At 34.5% G+C, this 23150-nt stretch carries 19 protein-coding genes, 6 tRNA genes and 1 other RNA gene; 11 read left to right on the top strand and 15 right to left on the bottom strand.

Annotated features, from left to right (window positions below; translation table 11 throughout):
- Nucleotides 1–22 precede the first annotated feature (22 nt).
- Complete coding sequence (locus QL232_RS18875) at nt 23–1753, top strand: T9SS type A sorting domain-containing protein (RefSeq protein WP_281615356.1); 1731 nt, start codon at nt 23–25, stop codon at nt 1751–1753.
- 47 nt (nt 1754–1800) lie between these two features.
- On the opposite strand, the gene QL232_RS18870 is transcribed toward QL232_RS18875, so the two are convergent.
- From QL232_RS18870 to yihA, 8 genes are all read right to left on the bottom strand, one after another.
- Entirely contained in the window at nt 1801–2664 is an 864-nt protein-coding gene (locus QL232_RS18870) for a glycerophosphodiester phosphodiesterase family protein (RefSeq protein WP_168883870.1), read from the bottom strand.
- A 43-nt stretch (nt 2665–2707) separates the two neighbouring features.
- An RNA gene (gene rnpB, locus QL232_RS18865) (RNase P RNA component class A) lies at nt 2708–3106 on the bottom strand.
- Between the two features lie 187 nt (nt 3107–3293).
- Nucleotides 3294–3367, bottom strand: a tRNA-Asn gene (locus QL232_RS18860).
- A 29-nt stretch (nt 3368–3396) separates the two neighbouring features.
- A tRNA-Asn gene (locus tag QL232_RS18855) sits at nt 3397–3470 on the bottom strand.
- A gap of 23 nt (nt 3471–3493) precedes the next feature.
- Nucleotides 3494–3567, bottom strand: a tRNA-Asn gene (locus tag QL232_RS18850).
- Between the two features lie 29 nt (nt 3568–3596).
- A tRNA-Asn gene (locus tag QL232_RS18845) sits at nt 3597–3670 on the bottom strand.
- 23 nt (nt 3671–3693) lie between these two features.
- Nucleotides 3694–3767: transfer RNA gene (locus tag QL232_RS18840), tRNA-Asn, on the bottom strand.
- Between the two features lie 144 nt (nt 3768–3911).
- Nucleotides 3912–4523 carry a ribosome biogenesis GTP-binding protein YihA/YsxC gene (gene yihA / locus QL232_RS18835; RefSeq protein ID WP_168883871.1) on the bottom strand — a complete coding sequence of 204 codons (612 nt, stop codon included), beginning with the start codon at nt 4521–4523 and terminating at the stop codon, nt 3912–3914.
- 296 nt (nt 4524–4819) lie between these two features.
- On the opposite strand from yihA, the gene fabD reads away from it, so the two are divergent.
- Nucleotides 4820–5689 carry an ACP S-malonyltransferase gene (gene fabD, locus QL232_RS18830; protein ID WP_168883872.1) on the top strand — a complete coding sequence of 290 codons (870 nt, stop codon included), beginning with the start codon at nt 4820–4822 and terminating at the stop codon, nt 5687–5689.
- 64 nt (nt 5690–5753) lie between these two features.
- On the opposite strand, the gene QL232_RS18825 is transcribed toward fabD, so the two are convergent.
- Nucleotides 5754–6149: a response regulator gene (locus QL232_RS18825; protein ID WP_168883873.1), complete on the bottom strand. Its 396-nt coding sequence runs from the start codon at nt 6147–6149 to the stop codon at nt 5754–5756.
- Nucleotides 6150–6229: 80 nt separating this feature from the next.
- Here QL232_RS18825 and QL232_RS18820 point away from each other — a divergent pair, with 80 nt between their 5' ends.
- The 5 genes from QL232_RS18820 (at nt 6230) to QL232_RS18800 (ending at nt 14196) form a co-directional block, all read left to right on the top strand.
- Nucleotides 6230–7177: a peptidylprolyl isomerase gene (locus tag QL232_RS18820; protein WP_281615355.1), complete on the top strand. Its 948-nt coding sequence runs from the start codon at nt 6230–6232 to the stop codon at nt 7175–7177.
- Between the two features lie 280 nt (nt 7178–7457).
- Entirely contained in the window at nt 7458–8099 is a 642-nt protein-coding gene (locus tag QL232_RS18815; RefSeq protein ID WP_281615354.1) for a TetR/AcrR family transcriptional regulator, read from the top strand.
- Nucleotides 8096–9517 (top strand): TolC family protein, encoded by a 1422-nt coding sequence (locus QL232_RS18810; protein ID WP_168883876.1) that lies wholly within the window; start codon nt 8096–8098, stop codon nt 9515–9517. Before QL232_RS18815 ends, QL232_RS18810 begins: the two co-directional genes overlap by 4 nt.
- A gap of 15 nt (nt 9518–9532) precedes the next feature.
- Nucleotides 9533–10687 (top strand): efflux RND transporter periplasmic adaptor subunit, encoded by a 1155-nt coding sequence (locus tag QL232_RS18805; RefSeq protein ID WP_281615353.1) that lies wholly within the window; start codon nt 9533–9535, stop codon nt 10685–10687.
- Nucleotides 10688–10701: 14 nt separating this feature from the next.
- The gene (locus QL232_RS18800) at nt 10702–14196 is read left to right on the top strand and encodes an efflux RND transporter permease subunit (protein ID WP_281615352.1); all 3495 of its coding nucleotides are present in this window, start codon (nt 10702–10704) and stop codon (nt 14194–14196) included.
- A gap of 79 nt (nt 14197–14275) precedes the next feature.
- Here QL232_RS18800 and QL232_RS18795 read toward each other — a convergent pair whose 3' ends face one another.
- The 3 genes from QL232_RS18795 to udk form a co-directional block, all read right to left on the bottom strand.
- The gene (locus tag QL232_RS18795) at nt 14276–15211 is read right to left on the bottom strand and encodes an NAD-dependent epimerase/dehydratase family protein (RefSeq protein WP_281615351.1); all 936 of its coding nucleotides are present in this window, start codon (nt 15209–15211) and stop codon (nt 14276–14278) included.
- Between the two features lie 69 nt (nt 15212–15280).
- Nucleotides 15281–15982: a TrkA family potassium uptake protein gene (locus QL232_RS18790; protein WP_168883880.1), complete on the bottom strand. Its 702-nt coding sequence runs from the start codon at nt 15980–15982 to the stop codon at nt 15281–15283.
- A 45-nt stretch (nt 15983–16027) separates the two neighbouring features.
- Entirely contained in the window at nt 16028–16642 is a 615-nt protein-coding gene (gene udk / locus QL232_RS18785; RefSeq protein WP_168883881.1) for a uridine kinase, read from the bottom strand.
- A 505-nt stretch (nt 16643–17147) separates the two neighbouring features.
- Between udk and QL232_RS18780 the strand changes: the two genes are divergently transcribed.
- Nucleotides 17148–18443, top strand: coding sequence for a PDZ domain-containing protein (locus tag QL232_RS18780; protein WP_281615350.1), 1296 nt, complete (start codon nt 17148–17150; stop codon nt 18441–18443).
- A gap of 1 nt (nt 18444) precedes the next feature.
- Here QL232_RS18780 and QL232_RS18775 read toward each other — a convergent pair whose 3' ends face one another.
- Nucleotides 18445–19224 (bottom strand): biotin--[acetyl-CoA-carboxylase] ligase, encoded by a 780-nt coding sequence (locus QL232_RS18775; RefSeq protein WP_168883883.1) that lies wholly within the window; start codon nt 19222–19224, stop codon nt 18445–18447.
- 161 nt (nt 19225–19385) lie between these two features.
- Here QL232_RS18775 and rsfS point away from each other — a divergent pair, with 161 nt between their 5' ends.
- From rsfS to QL232_RS18760, 3 genes are all read left to right on the top strand, one after another.
- Nucleotides 19386–19751, top strand: a complete 366-nt coding sequence (gene rsfS, locus QL232_RS18770; protein WP_211093327.1) for a ribosome silencing factor — start codon at nt 19386–19388, stop codon at nt 19749–19751.
- Nucleotides 19752–19787: 36 nt separating this feature from the next.
- Entirely contained in the window at nt 19788–21854 is a 2067-nt protein-coding gene (gene ftsH / locus QL232_RS18765) for an ATP-dependent zinc metalloprotease FtsH (RefSeq protein ID WP_281615349.1), read from the top strand.
- Nucleotides 21855–22042: 188 nt separating this feature from the next.
- Complete coding sequence (locus tag QL232_RS18760) at nt 22043–22501, top strand: MarR family transcriptional regulator (protein WP_168883885.1); 459 nt, start codon at nt 22043–22045, stop codon at nt 22499–22501.
- A 27-nt stretch (nt 22502–22528) separates the two neighbouring features.
- Here QL232_RS18760 and QL232_RS18755 read toward each other — a convergent pair whose 3' ends face one another.
- Both QL232_RS18755 and QL232_RS18750 read right to left on the bottom strand, forming a co-directional pair.
- On the bottom strand, nt 22529–22957 hold the full coding sequence (locus QL232_RS18755; RefSeq protein ID WP_168883886.1) for a hypothetical protein: 429 nt from the start codon (nt 22955–22957) through the stop codon (nt 22529–22531).
- A 117-nt stretch (nt 22958–23074) separates the two neighbouring features.
- Nucleotides 23075–23147, bottom strand: a tRNA-Lys gene (locus tag QL232_RS18750).
- Nucleotides 23148–23150 lie beyond the last annotated feature (3 nt).

The following is a 23150-nucleotide window of genomic DNA, read 5'->3' as shown; positions in this document are numbered from 1 at the left end:
GCCACAAGATTTAAATTCTGACATGACTATTAGTAATAACTGTAGTGTTGTGTCTTCAAGTGGATCTTTTAAAGCTAAAGATAGCCATAGAACTCTTACTTTGAATAACAATTTTAGGTATGATGTTAATGGTAGTTTGACATTAACGGGAGATACCAAAAATGGTATCAGATTGTATGGGACAAACTTAGTAGTGAAAGACGGGGCGATTTTTTCAGTGAATGGAAATTTGATGCTGACGAACTATTCTACAATAAAAGTCGAAGCTGGAGGAATGTTAATTGTCAAAGGAGATCTAACTATTGGTGATAGTGACTCTGAAAATTCTGTTGATTCCAAAATTACTATTGAAGGCAATGGTGAAATCCATATTAGTGGCAATGCAAACCTCAATTATTCAACGGTTGATTTAAATGATAAAATGTATGTTTCTGGCACTTTGAGTATATCAGAAATTACAACTACAGAAATAGATAATGCGATTGCTTTTTGGCAAGGACTAAAAAGTTCTTTTTTAGGATTTATCCCTATACTAAATACTATTTTTCAGAATCAAATTGATAAAAACACTGCGTTAAAGGATGATATAGAAAACTACGAGCAAATTAAAAATGGAGGTGAAGAACTTAAAAGTAATAACACTTTAAATAATGGTCCTTTTGGGAGTTTAGCTTTAGATTTAGGAGCATCTGGAAGTAATGCTATCGGTGTTTCTGTAAATCTATGGGACAATTCACAATTGGATGGTCGAGAAAGTGATACGGACCTAATCAGAGTTTCACTTTTGCCGTCTATTACTGTTAATTCAGCTTCGGGTTGGTATGGGAAATATTTAAAAGTAACGACTACAGGATTCCAGGAAAATGAAATTGTGATGAGTGATCAATCAAATGCATTAACTTCTTTAGAGGATATTCAAAGTATCTTACAATCCATTAAATGGAAAGTAATAGATTCTGATGCGAAACTTGGTTTAGATGGATACCATGATAATGGTAATAAAAACCATATGGAAAATGAGGATAAACTAAAACTATTAAATTACCTCAGTGCTGAAAGGACGATTACATTATCATTTGTAGATTCAAAAGAAGGCATCAGTTATACTAATAAATTTAGTCATGGTAGAGTAAAGGCAATTGAAAGTGTTGATCAAATTAGTATCACAAATAATACAGATGACCTTCCTATTGTACTTTCTTATTTCTCAGTATCGAAAGACGGTAGTCAGGTAGTTTTAGATTGGACAACTGCCCAAGAAATTAATAATGATTATTTTGAAATTCATAGATCCACCGATCAACAAAATTGGGAAATAATAGGTGTTGTTTCTGCCGAAGGTGGCAATAGTAATTATGCCATAGATTATAGCTTTTATGATGATTCGCCACTAGCCAGTGCTTATTATCGATTAGTTCAATATGATTTTGATGGTCAAAATGAATCTTTTGGTCCTATTCAAATGCAATTCTCACAAACCTTTACAAAGTTAGAATCGAAAATTTTCCCTAATAAAATAAGACGTAACGAATCTTCTCAGATCTCTATAGTAGGTGCCTTAAAAGGAAGTAATATATCCATCGAAATATTTAATCAGCAAGGATTGTTAATTGATAGAAACCAGATAGAGAATACTAATGCAGAAGTAGTTCTTCAACCATTTGACTTGCCACCTCATTTACCTACAGGGATGTATTTTGTTGTGGTAAAGTCAGGTCGAAATATTTCTAGAAATAAAATAGTTTTAGAATAACTGTTATAAAAAAGCATCACCGATTTATTATCAGTGATGCTTCTATTTTATTCTTTACTTTTCCAAGCTTCAATAGGGAGGTCGGTAGCAATAATATCAACACCTAAATCCCAAGCAGCTCTGTATTCTGACGTTCTTTTTTCGATATTTTTTTCTTTATCGGTCGTATGGAAAGTCGCGTTGATACAGAATATGCCTTCCTTGTGTAACTTTTCATATAGTGTTTTATCATTGAGGCGAGTTCCTGTAAAAGCAATCATTCTATTGAAAGGAATACCTGATGCTTTTGCTTTCTCCCAATGTTCATCGTTCATAATAGTTACACTAATCATTAAATCAGGAGCGAGTTGATGTACAAGTTTTGCATCTTCCCAATTGTAAGTAATTACTGCCGCGTACTTTTCTACTTTTGCCTTTTTAATAGCCTCAACAACCATTTCAAAAGGAACACCTTTTTTTACATCAACGGTAAGTACGGCATAACCTTTAGAAGTCCATTTTAATACTTTTTCGAAGGAATCAAACTTGAACTTTGTCAGATTCCCATCATCATCTTTTAGACGAATATCTTGTAACTCTTTCCAAGTATAATCTCTTACAGAGCCACTTCCTGTAGTTGTACGTCCTAGCTCGTTGTCATGCATTAAAAACATTACGCTGTCTTTACTCATCTCAACATCTAATTCAATAACAGGAGCGTAAATACTTTTAACAAGATGTTTAAATGTAGGAATGCAGTTTTCTGGATATCCAGGGTAAGGTCCACCTCTGTGTGCACTGACCAATTCTTTCGGGTTTTTCTTATAATCTAAGAATTGGTATAGGTCTTCAATGGATTTGAAATTTAATTTTTGTGCTTGAAGTTGAAATGCACCAAATAATAATGTGATAATGATAATGGAACGTTTCACGATATTGGTTTTGATAATGAATAATTCAATAAGGGAAATAAAAGAAAAGCGTACGCCTATAAGCCGAGTTCTGTATCTCCATCACTATCTAAAAAAGAAAGTGATGTGATCCCTGTCATTTATCTAGACCTGCAATCACTCACAGGTTCCATCGACCTACCCATCTTACTTGTTTCGAAAAACTATAAAGCGAGCAACTTCACTCCCGAAGGAAAGTAAGACCTATTTGGTCTTTCATCTCACAAGGTTTACCATGCCATTTATGTCACCATAAACGCGGTGAGCTCTTACCTCACCATTTCACCCTTACCCGAAGGCGGTATACTTTCTGTTGCACTTTCTGTCATCCAAAAAAGGATGCCTTCCCGTTAGGAAGTGTGATGCTCTCTGATGCTCGGACTTTCCTCTTCAGTCAAGCTGAAGCGACAGAGCGGCGTACGCTGAGTGCAAAATTAGTAATTAGAAATTAGGATCTAGTAATTCGTAGAGATAATTAGGAAATAATTACAAGAGATGTGGAATAAAGAACATTCATAAGGTGAGCTAAGGGATGATTTCAATGAAATAAGCTCTAGTGATCCAAATAATAGAACACAAAAAAGCCTTAACATTTCTGCTAAGGCTTATTGCTCCTCTTCTTGGACTCGAACCAAGGACCCTCTGATTAACAGTCAGATGCTCTAACCAACTGAGCTAAAGAGGAAGATATTCTTCCAAATATATAATTTGTTGCTCTCCTTCTTGGACTCGAACCAAGGACCCTCTGATTAACAGTCAGATGCTCTAACCAACTGAGCTAAAGGAGAATGAATTTGAAAATAAGCTTTTGCTCCTCTTCTTGGACTCGAACCAAGGACCCTCTGATTAACAGTCAGATGCTCTAACCAACTGAGCTAAAGAGGAAGATATTCTTCCAAATATATAATTTGTTGCTCTCCTTCTTGGACTCGAACCAAGGACCCTCTGATTAACAGTCAGATGCTCTAACCAACTGAGCTAAAGGAGAATGAATTTGAAAATAAGCTTTTGCTCCTCTTCTTGGACTCGAACCAAGGACCCTCTGATTAACAGTCAGATGCTCTAACCAACTGAGCTAAAGAGGAAGATATTTCAAACTCTACTTTTTAGGAGTGTTTTTCCTTAAAAGCGATGCAAAAGTAATGTGAGAAATTTAATTTGCAAAATCATTTCAAAAATAAATTGCAAATTAAATTAAATGTTATTGAAAATCAGTCTAAAAAAAACTGCTATTTTTCTTGTTCAAAGTAGAATTCATTAATCTGCTGAATATAATCAAGCAAATCTTTACAGCCTTGTCGGGTTTCCGAAGAAGTAATTAACATAGGAGGGAATTCTTCCCAAGTTTGTTTTAATACTCTTTTGTATTGAGCAATCATCTTTGAAGCCTTTCCTTGTCCTAATTTATCTGCTTTTGTAAATACAATACAGAAAGGAAGTCCATTTTCTCCCATCCATTGCATAAACGATAAATCATTTTGTAGAGGCTCATGTCTGATATCTACTAAAACAAAAGTATTTAATAAGTTTTGTCTTGTGGAAATGTAGTTTTTTACCATTCCCATAAACTTAGCTCGTTCTGTTTTGCTCACCTGAGCATATCCATACCCTGGTAAATCACATAAGTACCATTCATCATTAATTAAAAAATGATTGATTAGCTGTGTTTTTCCTGGAGTAGAAGATGTTTTTGCAAGTTTGTTCTGTTTTGTCAATGCATTTATAAGTGATGATTTCCCTACATTGGATCTACCAATAAAAGCATACTCTGGTCTATCAGGAGCTGGACATTTAGAAGCATCACTATTACTTACAACAAAAACGGCCTCTTTGATTTTCATAAACTCATTAAAATTTTTGTGATTCACAAAGGTAATGAAGTACGAAGGAATAAATAATAAGTTCTTGTTTAGAAGTACGATAAGGATCGTTAATACAATAAAAAATTCACTTTTTATCTTCAATTGGTGCTAATAATATGCTGAAATCAATAAAAATCAACCTTGCTAAATGATAATAGTCAATTCTAAAGAGATCCTCAGAAAACTCCTTACATCTTACTTCTTACTCCTTACTTTATTCATTATCTTTGCCTCCGCAAAATTGAAGAAATAACAATATTTGAATATATATTTTTATGAAAGCATATGTATTTCCTGGGCAAGGAGCTCAGTTTACAGGTATGGGTAAGGACCTATACGATTCTAATCCAAAAGCAAAAGAGCTTTTCGAAAAGGCAAACGAAATCTTAGGTTTCCGTATCACTGACGTAATGTTTGAAGGAACTGCTGAAGAACTTAAGCAAACAAACGTAACTCAGCCTGCAGTATTTTTACATTCAGTAATTACAGCATTATGTGCAGATGAGTTTACTCCGGATATGGTTGCAGGTCACTCATTAGGTGAATTTTCTGCTTTAGTAGCTTGTGGAGCCTTAAACTTTGAAGATGCTTTATCTTTAGTAGCTAAAAGAGCTGATGCAATGCAAAAAGCATGTGAATTGAACCCATCGACTATGGCTGCTATCTTAGGTCTTTCTGACGAAGATGTAGAGAAAGTATGTGATGGCGTAGAAGGTGTAGTTGCTGCAAACTATAACTGTCCAGGTCAATTAGTAATTTCAGGTAGCAAGGAAGGTATCGAGAAAGCTTGTGAAGTAGCTAAAGAAGCTGGAGCAAAACGTGCTTTACCTCTACCTGTAGGTGGTGCATTCCACTCTCCATTTATGGAGCCGGCAAGAGAAGAGTTACAAAAGGCGATCGAGGAAACTCAATTAAGCCAACCAACTTGCCCAATTTATCAAAATGTAAATGCTAAACCGCAAACAGATCCTGAAGTAATTAAGGAGAACTTAATTGCTCAATTAACTGCACCTGTACGTTGGACACAGACAGTTCAAGCAATGATTGCTGACGGTGCTACAGAATTTATTGAGTGTGGTCCAGGAAAAGTATTATCAGGACTAGTTAAAAAAGTAGATCGTAAGATGCCAGTATCATCTTTATAAAAAGGTGAATTAGTATCGAAAGTAATATTTGTATAAATCCTTTTCGCTAGTAAGTGGAAAGGATTTATGCTATAGTCGCAGATTTTATAATTTCGCGTAGGTGCTTTTTATAAATAGGTGTACTTAGCGCAAATTCAACGCCCATACCTATAAGTTTCTTTCTTGCACCTGCTAAACTATAAGGTGTCGTACCCACTATAGTCACAGGATAGGAGATTCTTTGTTTAAGCTGGAAAATAGTATCCTCTAAATGTGACCCCAATGTTTCACTATCAAGGAAAACCATTTTAACTTCTTCCTCCTGAATAAACTGATAAAGTTGGATAGTATCCGATACAATAGTAATTTCCATCCCTTCATCTGCGAGCATTTTCTTTAAATAATGTGCGTTAATAATATTATTATCAACCACAATTGCTCTTTGTATAACTGGCTTGTCTAGGCCGTTTGCTAACGCCATCGTCATATATAATTGAGTATTGGTCCTAAAAAAATCTAATCGCTTACTTTTAATAACGAAAAAACATACCAAAATAATATATGAGTATCATAAAAAAATTAAATAAAAGTGTAATTTATTATTTGTTGATTATTAGTGGGTTATCAATCTTATCAACATCTTGCGGCCCAAAAGGTGATGGTACTTGGGAAAAGGATAAAGAGGTACCTGTTGTGGTAGCAAATAACGACCATGATTTCTTAGTCACGATACACACGGAATATGGTGAAATGAAGGCTGTTTTATTCAATGATACACCTCTTCATAGAGAGAATTTTATCAAACTAACTAGACAACATTATTATGATAGCTTGCTTTTCCATAGAGTGATCAAAAACTTCATGATTCAAGGTGGTGACCCTGATTCTAGATTTGCTTCTCCCAATCAAGGTTTAGGTAGAGGCGAAATTGGTTACACCATACCCGCTGAAATAAAAGACAATCATTACCATAGAAAAGGAGCACTAGCCATGGCTAGGAAAGGTGAGGAAGTAAACCCTGACTTAGAATCTAGCGGTTGTCAGTTTTATATTGTTGATGGCAGAACTTATTCGAAAAGAAATTTGATAGATGCTCGACTAGATTATACGAAATTGAACAAATATTTTAATAGTATGATTGAAGATCCTGAATACTCTAAAATAGCATCATCTTACTCTTCATTAGGTGCCAATGGTGATATAGAAGGACAGAAAAGACTGATGAAGAAATGTATTCCAATGATTGAAAAGAAATACGATGTTGTATTATTGGATCGATTAAAAAGAGATGAGATTAAAGCATATACTACAGTGGGAGGAACTCCCTTCTTAGATGGAAAATATACTGTGTTTGGTCAAGTAGTAGAAGGCTTTGAAGTGATAGATCAAATAGCTAATAAACAGGTGAATAGACAAAAAAGACCAGTTGAAAGTGTTAAAATGTGGGTTTCTGTAGAAGAGATTCCTAAAGATGAAGTATCAGCAATGTTGAAAAGTATAAATATGTAATTCAACAGTCTTTTGCTCTCTTAAAAATAATAATGATTGGATTGTGAAACATATTTAACGGAATAGGGTTTATTTTTTAAATTTTCGGAAAAATAAACCTTGGAAACTTTTTTATTGTTTGTGGTTTCCATATGTTTGCATTAGAAAAAGAAATACCTTTTAGAGAACTAGTTATACTTATCTACAAATCTGTTGGTTCGCTATCATTTTTTCTTTTTATCTGATACGAAATAATAAATTATCTCATTTTTAATAATCATTATCTAACTCATTTAAAACAATGGTGAACGATCAATTACGTATCCGAATCATTGAAGAAGCACGCAAACAATTCCAAACTTCAGGTATTAAGAGAGTTACAATGTCAGACATTTCCCAACAGTTGGGAGTGTCTAAAAAAACACTCTATAATGTATTTAAGGACAAGAAAGAACTCATCGATTTCACTTTAGAACATCATATCAACGAAGATATTGCTTTTGTTGATGCCGTATGGAAAGAAGATAAAGACGGTGTGTACAAGTTGGCAAGAATCTTCTTTTACTTCTACACGAGGATGAAGTCGATTAATCCGATGACTTTGTTAGACTTAAAAAAATTCTACCCTGAAATCTGGAATAAATTCGAATGTCATAAAAAAGGATGCTTCGATCAATCAATGATCAGTATTATAGAACAAGGTGTAGATGAAGAACTATTCCTTGATGACATGAACATTCCACTATTAGTAAGTATGCGTGTCTGGCAGTTGGAATCTGCTTTTGATTCTAACTTGTACGATCATTCCAAGTATTCTTTAGCGACAATACAAATGGAATTCTTCAAGCATTTTATTAGAGGAATAGCTACTGTCGAAGGTGTCAAATTACTAAATCAGTACCTATCAAGTTTTATTAAAGAAACTCAATCAACAAACATATGAAAACAACGGCCTTAAAATGGGTCACTGTACTAAGTCTACTCTTTAGTACAACTCAATTAATTGCACAAACAAATCCTGACCAGAATGGAGATTTGATGGACTTGCAAGACTGTATCGATTATGCTTTTGCAAATACAGGAACCATCAAAAATGCAGTAATCGAACAGGGTATCTCTCAAGCTAAAGTAGGTGAAATTATTTCAATGGGTCTTCCTCAAATTGATATGGAAGGTCAGTTGATTAACAATGCAAAAATCCAAAAATCGTATGTACCGGGGAATACGTTTGATCCAGATGGTGATCCTAATGAAACCATTGGATTAGAATTCGGTACACCGTTTTTATCAAATGTTCAATTATCAGCAAATCAGCTATTATTTGATGGTACTTTCTTTATTGGTGTGAAAGCCGCTAAAGTTTACAATGAGTTATCAGCAAAAGAATTGATTAGATCGAAAATTGATGTTGTTGAAGCAGTAACACAAGCCTATTATTATGTTCTAGTACAACAAGAGTACTTAGAGTTGATTAATAGAAATAAGGAAATTCTTGAATCTTTATATAACGAGACTAAAGCCACTTACGAAGCTGGTATGGTCGAAGAGATTGAATTCAACAGAATTGAGGTAACTTATAACAGTATCTTGATCCAACAAACTCAATTGGAACAGATTCAAATTATTGCAAAGAAGTTATTGAAATTCCAGATGGGAATGGATATAAATGAACCGTTGCAATTGTCACAATCACTAGAGGATTTTAGAGATTTTATCGTTACTCCAACAGATCTAGCTGAATCATCAAGAAGAATTGAGTATTCAATCATGATGACTAATATCAAATTGAATAACTATGATATTAAAGCCACAAAAGCGGAATACTGGCCTAAATTGTATGCTTTTGGTAACTACGGTGTCAACACAGCGAGTACTCAGTTTTCTGACTTATATGGAACAGCTGGAGATTTCTTATCAGTAGGTGTGTCGCTCTCTTGGAAACTGTTTGATGGTTTTAATAGATCAAAAAGAATTGAGCAGAAGAAACTGAAAGGACAGCAGTTACAAAACACAAAAACTGATTTAGAGCGTCAGATTTCTATTGAACAGGAACAATCTAGAATCACTTACGAAACAAACTTGTCTACATTAAACTTACAGGAGAAGAATATGAATGTTGCTGATAAGGTATACACAAATACTCAAGTGAAGTTTAAAAATGGTGTTGGATCGTCATTAGAAATTACAACTTCGTCTCAAGATTATCAGACTGCTGCTAATAGTTTCTATACTTCTTTATATGATGTATTAGTAGCGAAATTAGCCTTTGAAAAAGCAAATGGTCGTTTGTTGAGCTATGTTGATGAAGAAGATCATAGCAAAGACGAGGAAGTTTTGAAAATGAATAACGAAAAAAAATAATCGAAGAATAAAATCATGAAACATAGATATAAATTTATTGCTCTTTTATCTGCGGCCAGCATTTTATCATCTTGTGGTGGCGATGATTTAGAATCAAAAAAGCAAGAGTTAAAAGACTACCAAACGGAGTTAGCTGACTTAGAAATTAAAATAGATAACCTAGAGAAAGAAATAGAGACTATTGAAGGTCCAAAAGAAGTAAAAGTTTCATTAAAACCGGTTACTATTTTTGATGTTCAAGAAATGACATTCAGTCACTTTGTTGATGTTCCAGGTGATGTTATCTCAAATAGAAACGTAGTGGTTGCTCCAGAGACTACTGGACGATTAGTAAAAAGATATGTTGAGGAAGGTAACTATGTTAAGCGAGGACAAAGAATTGCCAAGCTAGATGTAGAGATCTTACAGAAACAAATCGAAGAAGTTGAAACTTCTTTGGAGCTTGCTAACATTATGTATGAAAAGCAAAGTTCTTTATGGGAGCAAAATATTGGGTCTGAAGTTCAATATTTACAAGCGAAGAATAATAAAGAAAGCTTAGAGGCAAAATTAGCGAGTTTAAAAGAGCAAGAAGGAAAAGGATATATCTTGGCTCCAATTGCAGGTAAAATCGATGAAATCTACATGAAAGAAGGTGAAATGGCCCCAGCAGGTCAGCCTTACGCTAGAGTAGTTGATTTAAATAATATTGAAGTTGTAGCTGAAGTTTCTGAAAAGTACAGCCGTGATGTTAAAAAAGGAGACCATGTATCTGTGAAGTTCCCTATGCTTGATATCGAAAAAGATATGAAAGTGAGTATGGTCGGACAGACGATTAACCAGGTGAACAGAACTTTCAAAATTAGAATGAAGGTAACAGAAAGAGGTTTGAATCTTAAACCAAATACAATGGCTGTAGTTACTATTAATGACTACTCTAAAGATCATGCTGTAGCTATCCCTTCTAATTTAGTTCAAAAGAATACGAAAGGAGAAACATTTACATATATCTTGGCAAAAGATGGAGCTAAGAAAGATGTAGTGAAAAAGATTACTGTTCAGACAGGTAAATCTTATAAAGGAAAAACAATGATTACTACAGGTATTGAACCAGGTATGAGAGTAATTGATAAAGGTTACTCTGAGGTAGTTGTTGGAGAAGAAGTTCGAGTTGTAGATTATCAAATCTAATTTTGACAAAAGATATGGAGTCAAATTTTAACAAAAACAGTAACGAGACGAAAGAGGAAAAAATCAAGGAATTTGGTTTAAGTAGCCTCTCGATCAATAATAGTACGTCCATTTTTATTCTTACAGTCATCATTGCACTGTTTGGAATTTTGGCGTACGTGGGTATGCCGAAAGAGCAATTCCCTGAGATTCGTATTCCGATGGTGTATATTAACACAATGCACCCAGGTAACTCACCTGTGGATATCGAATCACTAATTACTCGTCCGATTGAAAAAGAATTGAAATCGGTAAAAGGTGTAAAAGAAATTATTTCTACATCAGCTCAAGACTTTTCAGTTATTACTGTAGAGTTTAATGAAGATATAGAGACTTCTAAAGCACTTCAAGACACAAAAGATGCTGTAGATAAAGCCAAAAGTGAATTACCAACAGATTTGGATCAAGATCCAGACGTTCAAGAAATGGATTTCTCTGAGATTCCAATTATGGTAATTAACCTTTCTGGTGATTTCGAAATTCAAAAATTAAAAGATTATGCTGAAGATTTAGCAGATGATCTTGAAGAATTTAGAGAAGTATCAAGAGTTGATATTACAGGTTCTGTAGAAAGAGAAATTCAGATTAATGCAGATTTATATACAATGGATGCGATGCAAATTGCGTTCTCAGATATTTCTGATGCAATTTCTCGTGAGAACGTAACAATGTCTGGTGGTGATGTAAAAATGGGTAATGGTTTCCGTAGATCATTACGTGTTGATGGTGAATTTAAAGAAGTGTCAGAGATTCGTAATGTAATTGTGAAGTCTGAAGATCAAAACACAATTTACCTCAAAGACCTTGCTGATGTAGAAGATAGCTATGTAGAGCGTAAGTCATATGCCCGTTTAGCAACGAACTCTTTTAACGATAAAGGTGCATACCCAGTAGTATCATTAAAAGTGGTTAAAAGAGGTGGAGAAAACCTTATCGATGCAACAGATAAGATCAATGTTCTACTTGATGAAGCAAGAGCTACATATTTACCGCCAAACTTGGATATCGTAATTACTGAGTCTCAATCTAAAGAAATGAAGACTTCGCTAAACAACCTTGAGAACTCAATTATCTCAGGTATGATTCTAGTGGTAGTTGTATTATTATTCTTTATGGGATTAAGGAATGCCTTATTTGTTGGTATTGCTATTCCGATGTCGATGTTCTTGTCTTTCTTAATCTTGAGTGTATTAGGAGTGACAATTAACATGGTAGTTTTATTCGCACTGATTCTAGCTCTCGGTATGTTGGTGGATAATGCCATTGTTGTGATCGAGAATATCTACCGTTTGAGGGAACAAGGACTTTCTAAGAAAGAAGCAGCAAAACAAGGTACTGGTGAGGTAGCATTAGCGATTATTTCATCTACAGCAACAACTTTAGCAGCTTTCGTTCCATTGGCATTCTGGGGAGGTATTATGGGTGAGTTTATGAAATATTTACCGATTACTCTAATTACTGTATTGGCCTCGTCATTATTCGTAGGTTTAGTGATTAACCCAGTGATCGCTTATCGTTACATGAAAGTGGACGATGAAGCTGCTTACAGAACAGTAAACAAAAAGAAAGTGACAGTTGGTTTAATCCTAATAGGATTATCAATTCCTGCTTATATTCTTCGCGATACTTATGCTTTAGGAAACCTACTAATGTTGGGTGCATTTATCGCATTATTAGATGGTATTGTACTAAAAAGAGCTGCACATTTCTTCCAACACAATATTTTAACAAGATTGGAGTCTGTGTATTTATCAACATTAGAATTTGCCTTAAAAGGTAAAACTCCATATGCTTTGATTGTTGGTAATACATTTTTCTTATTCTTTGCGATTGCTTGGTTTGGTGCCCGTTTAGGTTCAGGTAATGTACCGATTGAGTTTTTCCCTGATTCCGACCCACGTTATGTTTACATGTATGTTGAGGCTCCTCAAGGTACAGATGTAGAAGAAACGAATAAGATTGCCTTAGATTTAGAAAAGCGTCTATACAAAGAATTACTTCCGTATAAAGACATCATTGAATCTATTGTAAGTAATGTAGGTGAAAATACGAATGACCCACAAGATAATGCTGGTAATTCTGTAACACCTAACAGAGCTAGAATCGCTGTAGGTTTTGTTCCTTACGAAGAGAGAGGTGGAGTAAGCTCTAAAGAAGTAAAAGCACTTTGTGAGCGTATTGCTAAAGATATTCCAGGTGTAGAAATTGTTACTTCTAAAGACCAGAATGGACCTCCAACAGGTAAGCCAATTAGTATTGAGCTGAAAGGAGAAGATTACATTGTCTTGATTGAAGAGGCAAATAAAATGAAATCTTTAATCGAGCAATCTGACATTGAAGGTGTAGATAAATTATCTGTAGATATCAGTGTGAGTAAGCCTGAATTATTAGTTAATATTGATAGAAATAAGGCTCGTCGTTTTGGTGTATCAACAGGTATGCTAGCAAACAACATGCGTACAGCTATCTACGGTCAGGAAGTTTCTAAATTTAAAGATGGTGAAGATGATTATCCTATTCAACTTCGCTTAAAAGATGAATATAGATATGATTTATCAACTTTAAATGATCAAAGAATTACTTTCAGAGATAATAAGGGAGCATTCCATCAGGTACCTGTTTCATCTGTGGCATCATTGGATTACAGTACAACAGTAGGAGAAATCAAACGTAAAGATTTAGATAGAGTAGTTACTTTGAGTTCTAATATTACAGAAGGATACAATGCACAGAAAGTTGTAGGTGAGGTAAAAGGTTTATTGGCAGAATATAAAATGCCTTCTCAATACAGCTACAAATTTGGTGGAGAGCAGGAAGATCAAGCAGAATCAATGGCATTCTTATCAAGAGCAATGATGATTGCGGTTTGTGCTATCTTCTTAATCTTAGTATCGCAATTTAACTCTTTTGTGAAGCCTTTTATTATCATTATTTCTGTAGTATTAAGTTTGATTGGTGTACTATTAGGATTAATTATTTTCAATGATCCATTTGTGATTATCATGACAGGTATTGGTATCATCTCATTAGCAGGTATTGTAGTAAACAATGCTATTGTATTGATAGACTGTGCAGATCAATTGGTAGAAAAGAAAAAGGATCAACTTGGGTTATTAGAGGATGAACGTTTACCTATTAAAGATTATATAGAATGTATTCAGCAAGCAGGTTTCACTCGTTTGCGTCCTGTATTGTTAACTGCGATTACGACTGTATTAGGTCTTATTCCTTTAGCTACAGGTATGAACATTGACTTCTTTGGTATGTTTGCACACTTCGACCCAGATATCTATTTCGGTGGTCCAAATGCAGATACATGGGGACCAATGGCTTGGACAGTAATCTATGGATTAACGTTTGCTACTTTCCTTACATTAGTAATTGTACCAGTGATGTTATTATTAACAGAGAAAATGGGACAAGCTTTTGGAGGTTTATCAGCACCAAAAAAAGAAAAAGAGATCGTATAACCGGTCTAATCAGATAAAAAAAGAGCTGAAATCTTGTTACGACAAAGTTTCAGCTCTTTTTGTTTATATATAAGTGAACTTATGCTTTCGACATTTCAGTTCTAGCTTCAATAACTTTTTCTAAACCATCTTCTAGTAATGTAAGAGGACGTTGAAGTACTTCTTTCATCTTTTCGATATCTGGTTGTCTTCTAGACATATCACCTTCTTTTAAAGGATCTAGGTATACAATTTCAGAAGCAGAACCTGTAGTTTGAATGATTTTTTCTGCTAGTTCTTTAATTGTGGTAATTCGATCATTACCCACATTCATGACATCATTTATACACATGCCATTCTCAAGAAGTTGTATGGTCACTTCGATGTTGTCTTCAATAAAGCAGAATGTCCTCGTTTGAGAACCATCACCATAAATTGTAATTGGTTCGTTTTTAAGGGCTGCATCAATAAACTTCGACATTACAAAGTCAGTACTTTGTTTGGGGCCATAAGTATTGAAGAAACGAAGAATAGTATAATCTAAATCAAACTCTTGCTTGAAAGATCTGCAATATGCTTCTCCTAAGTTCTTAACAATTGCATAAGGAAGTCTTGAGTTTAATGGTGTAGTATGCTCATGTTGTGGTAAATGAACAGGTTCGCCGTAAACCTCAGATGAAGAAGAATAGAAGACCCTTTTCACTCCTGTATTCTTGCATAATCTTAATACGTTTTCGATGCCTTGGATATCTTCCAGTACAAGTACAGGGTTTTCCAAAGTACGTTTTACGCCTACTACCGCAGCGTAATGAAATACGTAATCAAATTTATACGAAGTCATAATCGCTGCAATTTCTTCGTAACGATTGACATCACATTTAATGAATTTGCAGTTAGGATGTTTTGGTACTTTCCAAGCCTCGCCAGTAAGGAAGTTGTCAACACAGACAACAAAATTATCTGGGTTTTCAAGGAGTTTATCTGCTAGTGAACTTGGAACAAAACCAGCTCCACCTGTGATTAAAAATTTTCTCATATGAATGATGATAATGTGAGACTCTTAGCTTAAAGAAGCCTCTAGTATATTATTATGAGCTTAATGTGCTTAGCTATTTATTTCAATGAATTTCTTGATAGCATCTTTGGTTGCCAAGAGTACTAGTTTATCACCTTTTTGTAATGTAGAGTTAACTTCTTTTGGATTACGAATTAAGTGATCTCTGTATTCGACAAAACCTAATGCATTGACCTCTTCATGTGTTCTTCTCAAGGCAATAACATCAGCTCCATAAGTGCCTTCTAAATCTAAATCATCAATAAACTTACCAATTGTACGTTTTGGTACAATAACTTCGACAACTTCATAGTCATCGGGTAATTTCATGAAAGATTGAATCTCTGGATTTAGAATCATTTCTGCGGTCATTTTACCGACCTCGTCCTCCGGGAGGAGAATTTCTGTTACCCCAAGCTTTTGTAAAATAATCTTCTGTTGATCACTTACAGCTCTTGCGATAATACGTTTTACTTTTAATTCTAATAGAAGTACAGTAGTTAGTAATAAACCTTCAACGTTTTCACCGATGGCTACCAAAACAGCATCCATTTCTGTGATTGATTGAGATTTTAACGCTTTTACGTCAGTTGAGTCTAAAGCAACAGCATAAGCTACATCGTCTTTGATAAGATCAACCAGTTCAATTTCTCTATCAATGGCCATCACTTCGGCTCCTAATGATGCTAAGTTTCTAGCAACTGAAGAGCCGAACTGACCTAAACCAATGATTGCATATTTTCCGTCTGCCATATTTCCTTCTTATTGAAAACTGAATTCTAACGGAAAATTATGACCTTATATCTTACCAAGCAAAAATGTTTTAACAACTTCTAAGGCTACATCGAAGTTTCTGTCATTTCTAACAATTAAATCGACATTTTCTTTATGAGGTTTGATATAGTTCTCATAAGCAGGCATTACGTGGTTTTCATAACGGTACAATACATCATTGATATCGTATCCTCTTTCCACATTGTCTCTTTTGATACGTCTACTTAGTTTTAGGTGAGCTTTAGCTTCAATAAAAAGCTTTAGGTCGATCATTTCTAAAACTCTTGGATCATGGAATACAAAAATACCTTCCAAGATGATTACTCTTTTAGGAATGAAAGTAAGCATTTTAGGTTCTGCCTCTGCGTTGTTGAAAGTATATTCTTTGATATGAACTTCTTCACCTTTCTTTAAGCGCTGTAAATCTTGGTAGAACTTCTCTAAATCAATAGAATAGGGTGTGTCAAAATTTTTGATCCCTTTTGCATCTTCAGGCTGCTTTTCTTTTTCGATGTAGTAATTGTCTTGAGAAACTGTACAGATGTTCTCTTCGCCAATCATGTCCACTAGATTATTGATAAAAGTAGTTTTGCCAGATCCGCTACCGCCTGTGATACCAATGATAAAAGGAGTTTCCATTCTATTTTCTGATTCTAAAAGCCTTATGTTTATAATAAAGAGACAAAAGTAATCATTCATTTTCAGTTTATGTGTTTTCTATAAATATTCATTAGTAATTAAAAGGATAAATCTTAGTAATATTCAATTTTTAGCGATTGAAATATAACTTAATTAAGATGGATGTACTAGACGATAGTGTATTGTTAAAAAAGTTTGAATCCTCAAATAGAAAATACCTATAAATGGTTATTGTTGTCAAAATCTGTTAACAGTACTTTTGTAGTGCAGGAAGGTTCTTTACCCTTAATTGTTTTTCCACAACTAGGAAAGGCAAAAATGCCAATGTTACTAATGTGTATAATTTTTTTAGCTAACAGATTATTTTTTGATTTATAACGTAATTACTATCACTAACGTAAACAAAAGAAACTAGGAGACCATTTGATGGTCTCCTTTTTTGTTTAAGAGCTTTTAAATCACTATCTTAAAAGGGAAATCAACAAGCCAACTACTACTATTTACTATGAGAAATCACTCTTTAATCAGGTGTCTGTTGGTGAATTTGCTATTCTCTATTTTCTCACCAATCGACCTTTTCGCCCAACAAGCACATCCTCATTTGAAAAATCTTGTATTTCAGAATGAGAATAAAAAGTATGTGCAAATTCCTTTTACTATGGTTAATAATCTTATGGTTATTCAAGTAAGTATTAACCATTCAGATTCCCTTAATTTTATTTTTGATTCGGGAGTTACTTATCCTATCGTTAGTGACCCTACGATTATTGATGAATTAAATTTTGAACCCCGAAAAATTAGAGAGGTTGATATTAAAGGTTGGGGTACTGGTGAAGATGTACATGCATATCATACTTGGGGTAATACGATAGAAATAAAAGGGGTAGAAGGGCTTAATCAAGATATCATATATGCGAGTAAGGATGTGTTGTTGCTTTCTAAAAACATGGGTGTAAAAGTACATGGATTGATTGGGGCTACAATTTTTAATCACTTCGTTGTACAAGTGGATTATCAAAAAAAGGTAATAACACTTTACAAACAAGATTATTATGCATCCAAGAAAAGACTAAAATACAAAAAGCGATATGAGTGTTTTCCTGTAGAGATAAAAAGGAATAGATGTTATATGACAACGACAATATTCTCTTCAGAAACAAATTCGTTTGAAAATCTAAATTTATTAGTAGATACTGGAGCAAGTCATGCTTTGTCAGTTTTTGAATCGGAAAATACTCCATTAAAAGCATCTTTAAAAGCAATTCGAGATCACCTTGGTGTGGGGATTAATGGAGATCTTTATGGTAAGGTAAATCGATTGGATCAATTAAAAATAGGAGATTTCCTTCTTGAAAACCCAATTGTGAAATACCCTGAATTTAACAGCCTTAATCAGAACCTGTTCGATAAAAGCAGGCATGGAAGTATTGGTTCAGAGGTCTTAAGAAGATTTACTGTAGTTTTTGATTATCATAACAAGGAAATCCTATTAAAGAAAAATAATGATTTTAGAGATGAGTTTTCTTACAATCATTTAGGGCTTGAATTTAATAATCCATATCCTGGATTACCTTATTTTGAAGTTTCTCAGATTAGAGAATTATCCCCGGCGTTTAAAGCAGGAATAAAGAAAGGAGATCGATTGGTGCAAGTGAATGGACAAGCGATATCATTAATGTCTGTGGATGAAGTTAGAACATTGTTTAGAGGTAAAGATGGTAGAAAATTATCTTTAGAGATCGAAGACAAATCAGGCAGTTATAAAGAGTATACATTAACGTTAGAAGATCCTTTCAAATAGCCTAGTAGATGTGCTTTACTTCTTTGAAAGCATAGTGTTTTACTTCTTTGTTTTCTTTTGCAATAGAAATACAGCCATAATCATTCACGCCAAGAATTACTCCATTGAATCTTTCTCGAGTTCCATCAGGATTAACTTCTTCGAATAATCCTTCCTCTTGGAACCAAAACATATTATCGTAATACTCTCTTTTTAACCTATCAATCTCTCCATTTTTTAATTGATGATAGCGTTTGTCCAGATTCTCCAAAAGTAGCTGTGAAGCATAGTTCAGATTCATCTTTTTACCAGTTTCTATAAACAATGAAGTGGCAGGGAAGTTTCCATTAAAAGAGGTCTGATTTATATTTAAACCTATTCCAACGATAGAATTTGAAATTTTTCTACCACTCAAATAGTTTTCTATCAAAATTCCACATATCTTTTTATTGTCAATTAAAATGTCGTTCGGCCATTTTATTTTGACATTGCTTGAGTAAAGAGATGTTATAGTGTCATAAACACCAAGAGAAACTGCTATATTCATAGTAAATTGGTCCTTGGCTTCAATGAAATGAGGCTGAAGAAAACATGATAAAGTAATATTACTATCTGCTTGACATTCCCAAGCATTGCCTCTTTGACCTCTACCTTTTGTCTGATCAGAAGTAACGACAGTTGTTCCTTCTTCTATGACCTTATTAGAAATCAATTGGTTGAGGTAGTCATTTGTAGAATGACAAGACGGCACATATATGACACTTTTACCGATAATAGACGTATTGGCAGAAATTTTATACAACTATTTATTACTTTTGTTTAGAAATGACATGTAATTCAGCCTTATTAAATTTGAGTACTGAATTTGCAGTGCAATAATACAAGATTAGAAATTAAAATAACAAATCGGCAAATCCACCATTATCAGAAAAGATTTTATTGGGGGTAGCCCATTATAAAAATATGAGTAAAACAATAAATGTAGAGGAGTTAGCACATATCGTTGCTAAAGGGATGCAGGAGAAGAAAGCACAAAATATTGAAATATTAGATTTAAGAAAAGTTAAGAACGGAGTGACAGATTTCTTTGTAATCTGTACAGCTTCATCGGATACACAAGTAGATGCTATTGTTGATAGCATTGAAAAAGAAGTAAAAGATGCTAACGGAGAAAAGCCTTGGGCTACTGAAGGTACAGGTTCTCAAGGTTGGGCACTTTTAGATTATGTGAATGTAGTGGCTCACGTTTTCCTTCCTAAGAAAAGAGAATTTTATGCTCTAGAAGAGCTTTGGGGAGATGCGAAAGTGTTTAAACTACCAACTGAATAAAAAGAATAATTAACATTTTAATATCAGTATTTTAGAATGGATCAGAACAAAAGGAATATTCCTAAGAATCCAATGCCTAAAAATAACTATCAAGTATGGATGCTTGTGGCACTTATTCTTGTAGTTGTGGGTTTGGCATACTTCAGTAAGAGCAGTACTACTGAGACAACAACACTTCATGAATTCAAGACGATGTTGAAAGATGGTGATGTAGAAGAAATCACTATCGTAAATAATAGATGGGTAGAAGTTGTATTAAATAACAAAGCCCTTCAAAAGTCAAAATATAGTAAAATCCAGCAGGAACGTAGTCCGTTTTCTGTAGTGACTAAGGAGCCGAACTATCGTTTCCAAATCGCTTCAGCAGACCACTTTCTTAAAGAATTTGATGATACTCAAAGCGATATCCCTGAAAAGGATAAAGTGCCTTATAAAGTAGAATCAAGAGAAAGTTTTGGTACTTGGTTTATGAGTACAGGTTTCTTATTCGTACTACTTTTTGGTTTCTGGTTCTTAATGAGACGTATGGCAGGCGGAGGAGCAGGCGGACAGATTTTTAATATTGGAAAATCTAAAGCGCAAATGTTCGATGCTAATCATGTAAAAGTAACATTCAAAGATGTTGCAGGTCTTGATGAGGCAAAAGAAGAAGTAGAGGAAATCGTTGATTTCTTGAAAAATTCTAAAAAATATACTGACCTAGGTGGTAAGATTCCTAAAGGTGTTTTACTTGTAGGCCCTCCCGGTACCGGTAAAACGTTATTAGCAAAAGCAGTAGCAGGTGAAGCAGGTGTTCCTTTCTTCTCTATGTCAGGTTCTGACTTTGTTGAAATGTTTGTTGGTGTAGGTGCTGCAAGAGTTAGAGACCTTTTCAAACAAGCTAAAGAAAAAGCCCCTTGTATTATCTTTATCGATGAGATTGATGCAATTGGTCGTTCAAGAGGTAAAGGATCTATGCCAGGTTCTAATGATGAGAGAGAGAATACCTTGAACTCATTATTAGTTGAAATGGATGGTTTCGGAACTGATTCAGGTGTAATTATCCTTGCTGCGACTAACCGTCCGGATGTATTGGATAGTGCATTGATGAGAGCGGGTCGTTTTGATCGTCAGATTTCAGTAGATAAGCCAGATATTAATGGTCGTGAGCAAATCTTTAATGTACATCTTAAGCCTATTAAAGTGAGCAAAGATGTGAATGCAAAAGAATTAGCGACACAGACTCCAGGTTTTGCAGGTGCAGAATTAGCCAACGTTTGTAATGAAGCCGCATTAATTGCAGCAAGAAATAACAAACCAGCTGTGGAGATGGATGACTTTATGGCAGCCATCGACAGAGTAATTGGTGGTCTTGAGAAGAAAAATAAAATAATCTCTAAAGAAGAGAAGCGTATTGTAGCTTATCACGAAGCAGGTCATGCAGTAACAGGATGGTTCCTAGAGCATGCCAACCCATTAGTGAAAGTAAGTATCGTACCTCGTGGTGTTGCTGCGTTAGGTTATGCTCAGTACTTACCAAAAGAGCAATACTTAAATACTACTGAAGAGATGATGGATGAAATCTGTATGACTTTAGGTGGTCGTGCAGCTGAAGAAATTATCTTTGGTCGTATCTCAACAGGTGCATTAAGTGATTTAGAGCGTACCACTAAAATGGCATACAGTATGGTGTCTATTTATGGTATGAACGATAAAATTGGTCACCTGTCTTTCTATGACCCAAATAGAAGTGAATTTAGCTCTAGACCTTACTCAGAAGCCTTAGCTGAAAAGATTGATGAGGAAGTGAAGAATCTTATTGATGCGATGTATAAACGTACATTGGCATTGTTAAGAGAGCATTCAGATGCCTTAGAGTCTTTAGCACAACAACTTCTTGAGAAAGAGGTATTATATCAATCTGATCTTGTGAAGTTAATTGGTGAGCGTCCTTTTGATAAGAAGACAGTATACCAAGAGTTTACTGAAGGAACTGAAGAAGCAAAAGTTGTAGAAGTAGAAGCAACTGAAGTGAAAGCGGAACAAACTTCAGAGGTGAAAAGTGAAACTTCTACTGGAGAAGATTCAAAAGAAACTCCAGATACACCAAAAGAAGAAGTATAGTGATTGGAAAATCATAAAAGATATAAAGGTCATTCTAAGCAATTAGAATGACCTTTTTTGTGTACTAATGGTAGTTTTTTTGATGTTTTGTTCAAACAAAATTCGGAAAACTTGTTTTATTATTGAAATTATAGCTTATTGCGTGATTAACATATTTTGTTTAAACAAATACTATAGTACAAACAGCTATGTCGATCGAAACAGATATCAACCAAAAATCATTCAGAGATCCTTTTCAAAAGGCATACATAAATCTGATGTTTACCAACAACTGGCTGTTAAATCAGTCAAAGACTTGGTTTAAGAAGCAAGGTATTACCCACCAACAATATAATGTATTACGTATTCTAAGAGGAGCACATCCAAGTTGTATGAACCCTGGAAGTATAAAGGATGTGATGATTGATAAAAGCCCAGATTTGACGAGATTGATCGATCGTCTTATCGAGAAAGGTTTTGTTCAAAGAGAGACTTGTGGAAGCAATAGGAGGAAGGTAGATGTGATTATCACGCAATCTGGCCTTGATAAGCTCGCAGAACTTGATCCACATGAAGAAGAGGTGATGAGTTCGTTTAAAAATATCTCCGCAGGGGAAGCAGAGCAATTAAGCGATTTGTTGGATAGATTGAGAGGGTCAAATGACTAGAAAATATAAATGGTTGTGTAGTTCATCTTAATGTGAATTCACAACCATTCTTCTTGTAACTCTATTTGTGCCATTCAACACTGAAATAAAATATAACCCTTCAGAAACATTTGTTTTCGGCTTAAACTTAAAGTGTACTTGGTGTGAGTCTACAGATAAGTCCATGCGATAAACTAAATTTCCAATTGTATTGTATAATAGAATCTGAACTGAATATCCTCTGTCAATACCTTTGATTTCCATATCCACATCGATATTGTTATTCTCTAAAACAACAGGGTTGGGAAGAATTTCAAAAGAAAGAGGTTGGTTGTCTTCTACATAAATATTTTTTTGAGGTAAATCTAAGTTGCTTGCATTTGCTTGATGCAATGAGAAGATTCCAAAAAGAAATATCCACATGTAGTATTTTACGATGTTACGTGTTTTGAAAAAGTAACTTTCATGTGATTTCATAGTAATTAAAGCGTAAAAGTGTTGTATAGGCAGATTTCTTTGATGTTGATCTTTAATATCTGAAAAAACTCGCAGTTTTCAAACAAAAAAAGCCAACACATTGCTGTATTGGCTTTGTGATCCCGCTGGGGCTCGAACCCAGGACCCTCTCCTTAAAAGGGAGATGCTCTACCAACTGAGCTACGGAATCGTC

Source organism: Flammeovirga sp. SubArs3 (assembly GCF_947387565.1).
Taxonomy (GTDB): Bacteria; Bacteroidota; Bacteroidia; order Cytophagales; family Flammeovirgaceae; genus Flammeovirga; species Flammeovirga agarivorans.
This window is presented reverse-complemented; position numbering and strand designations above follow the sequence as displayed.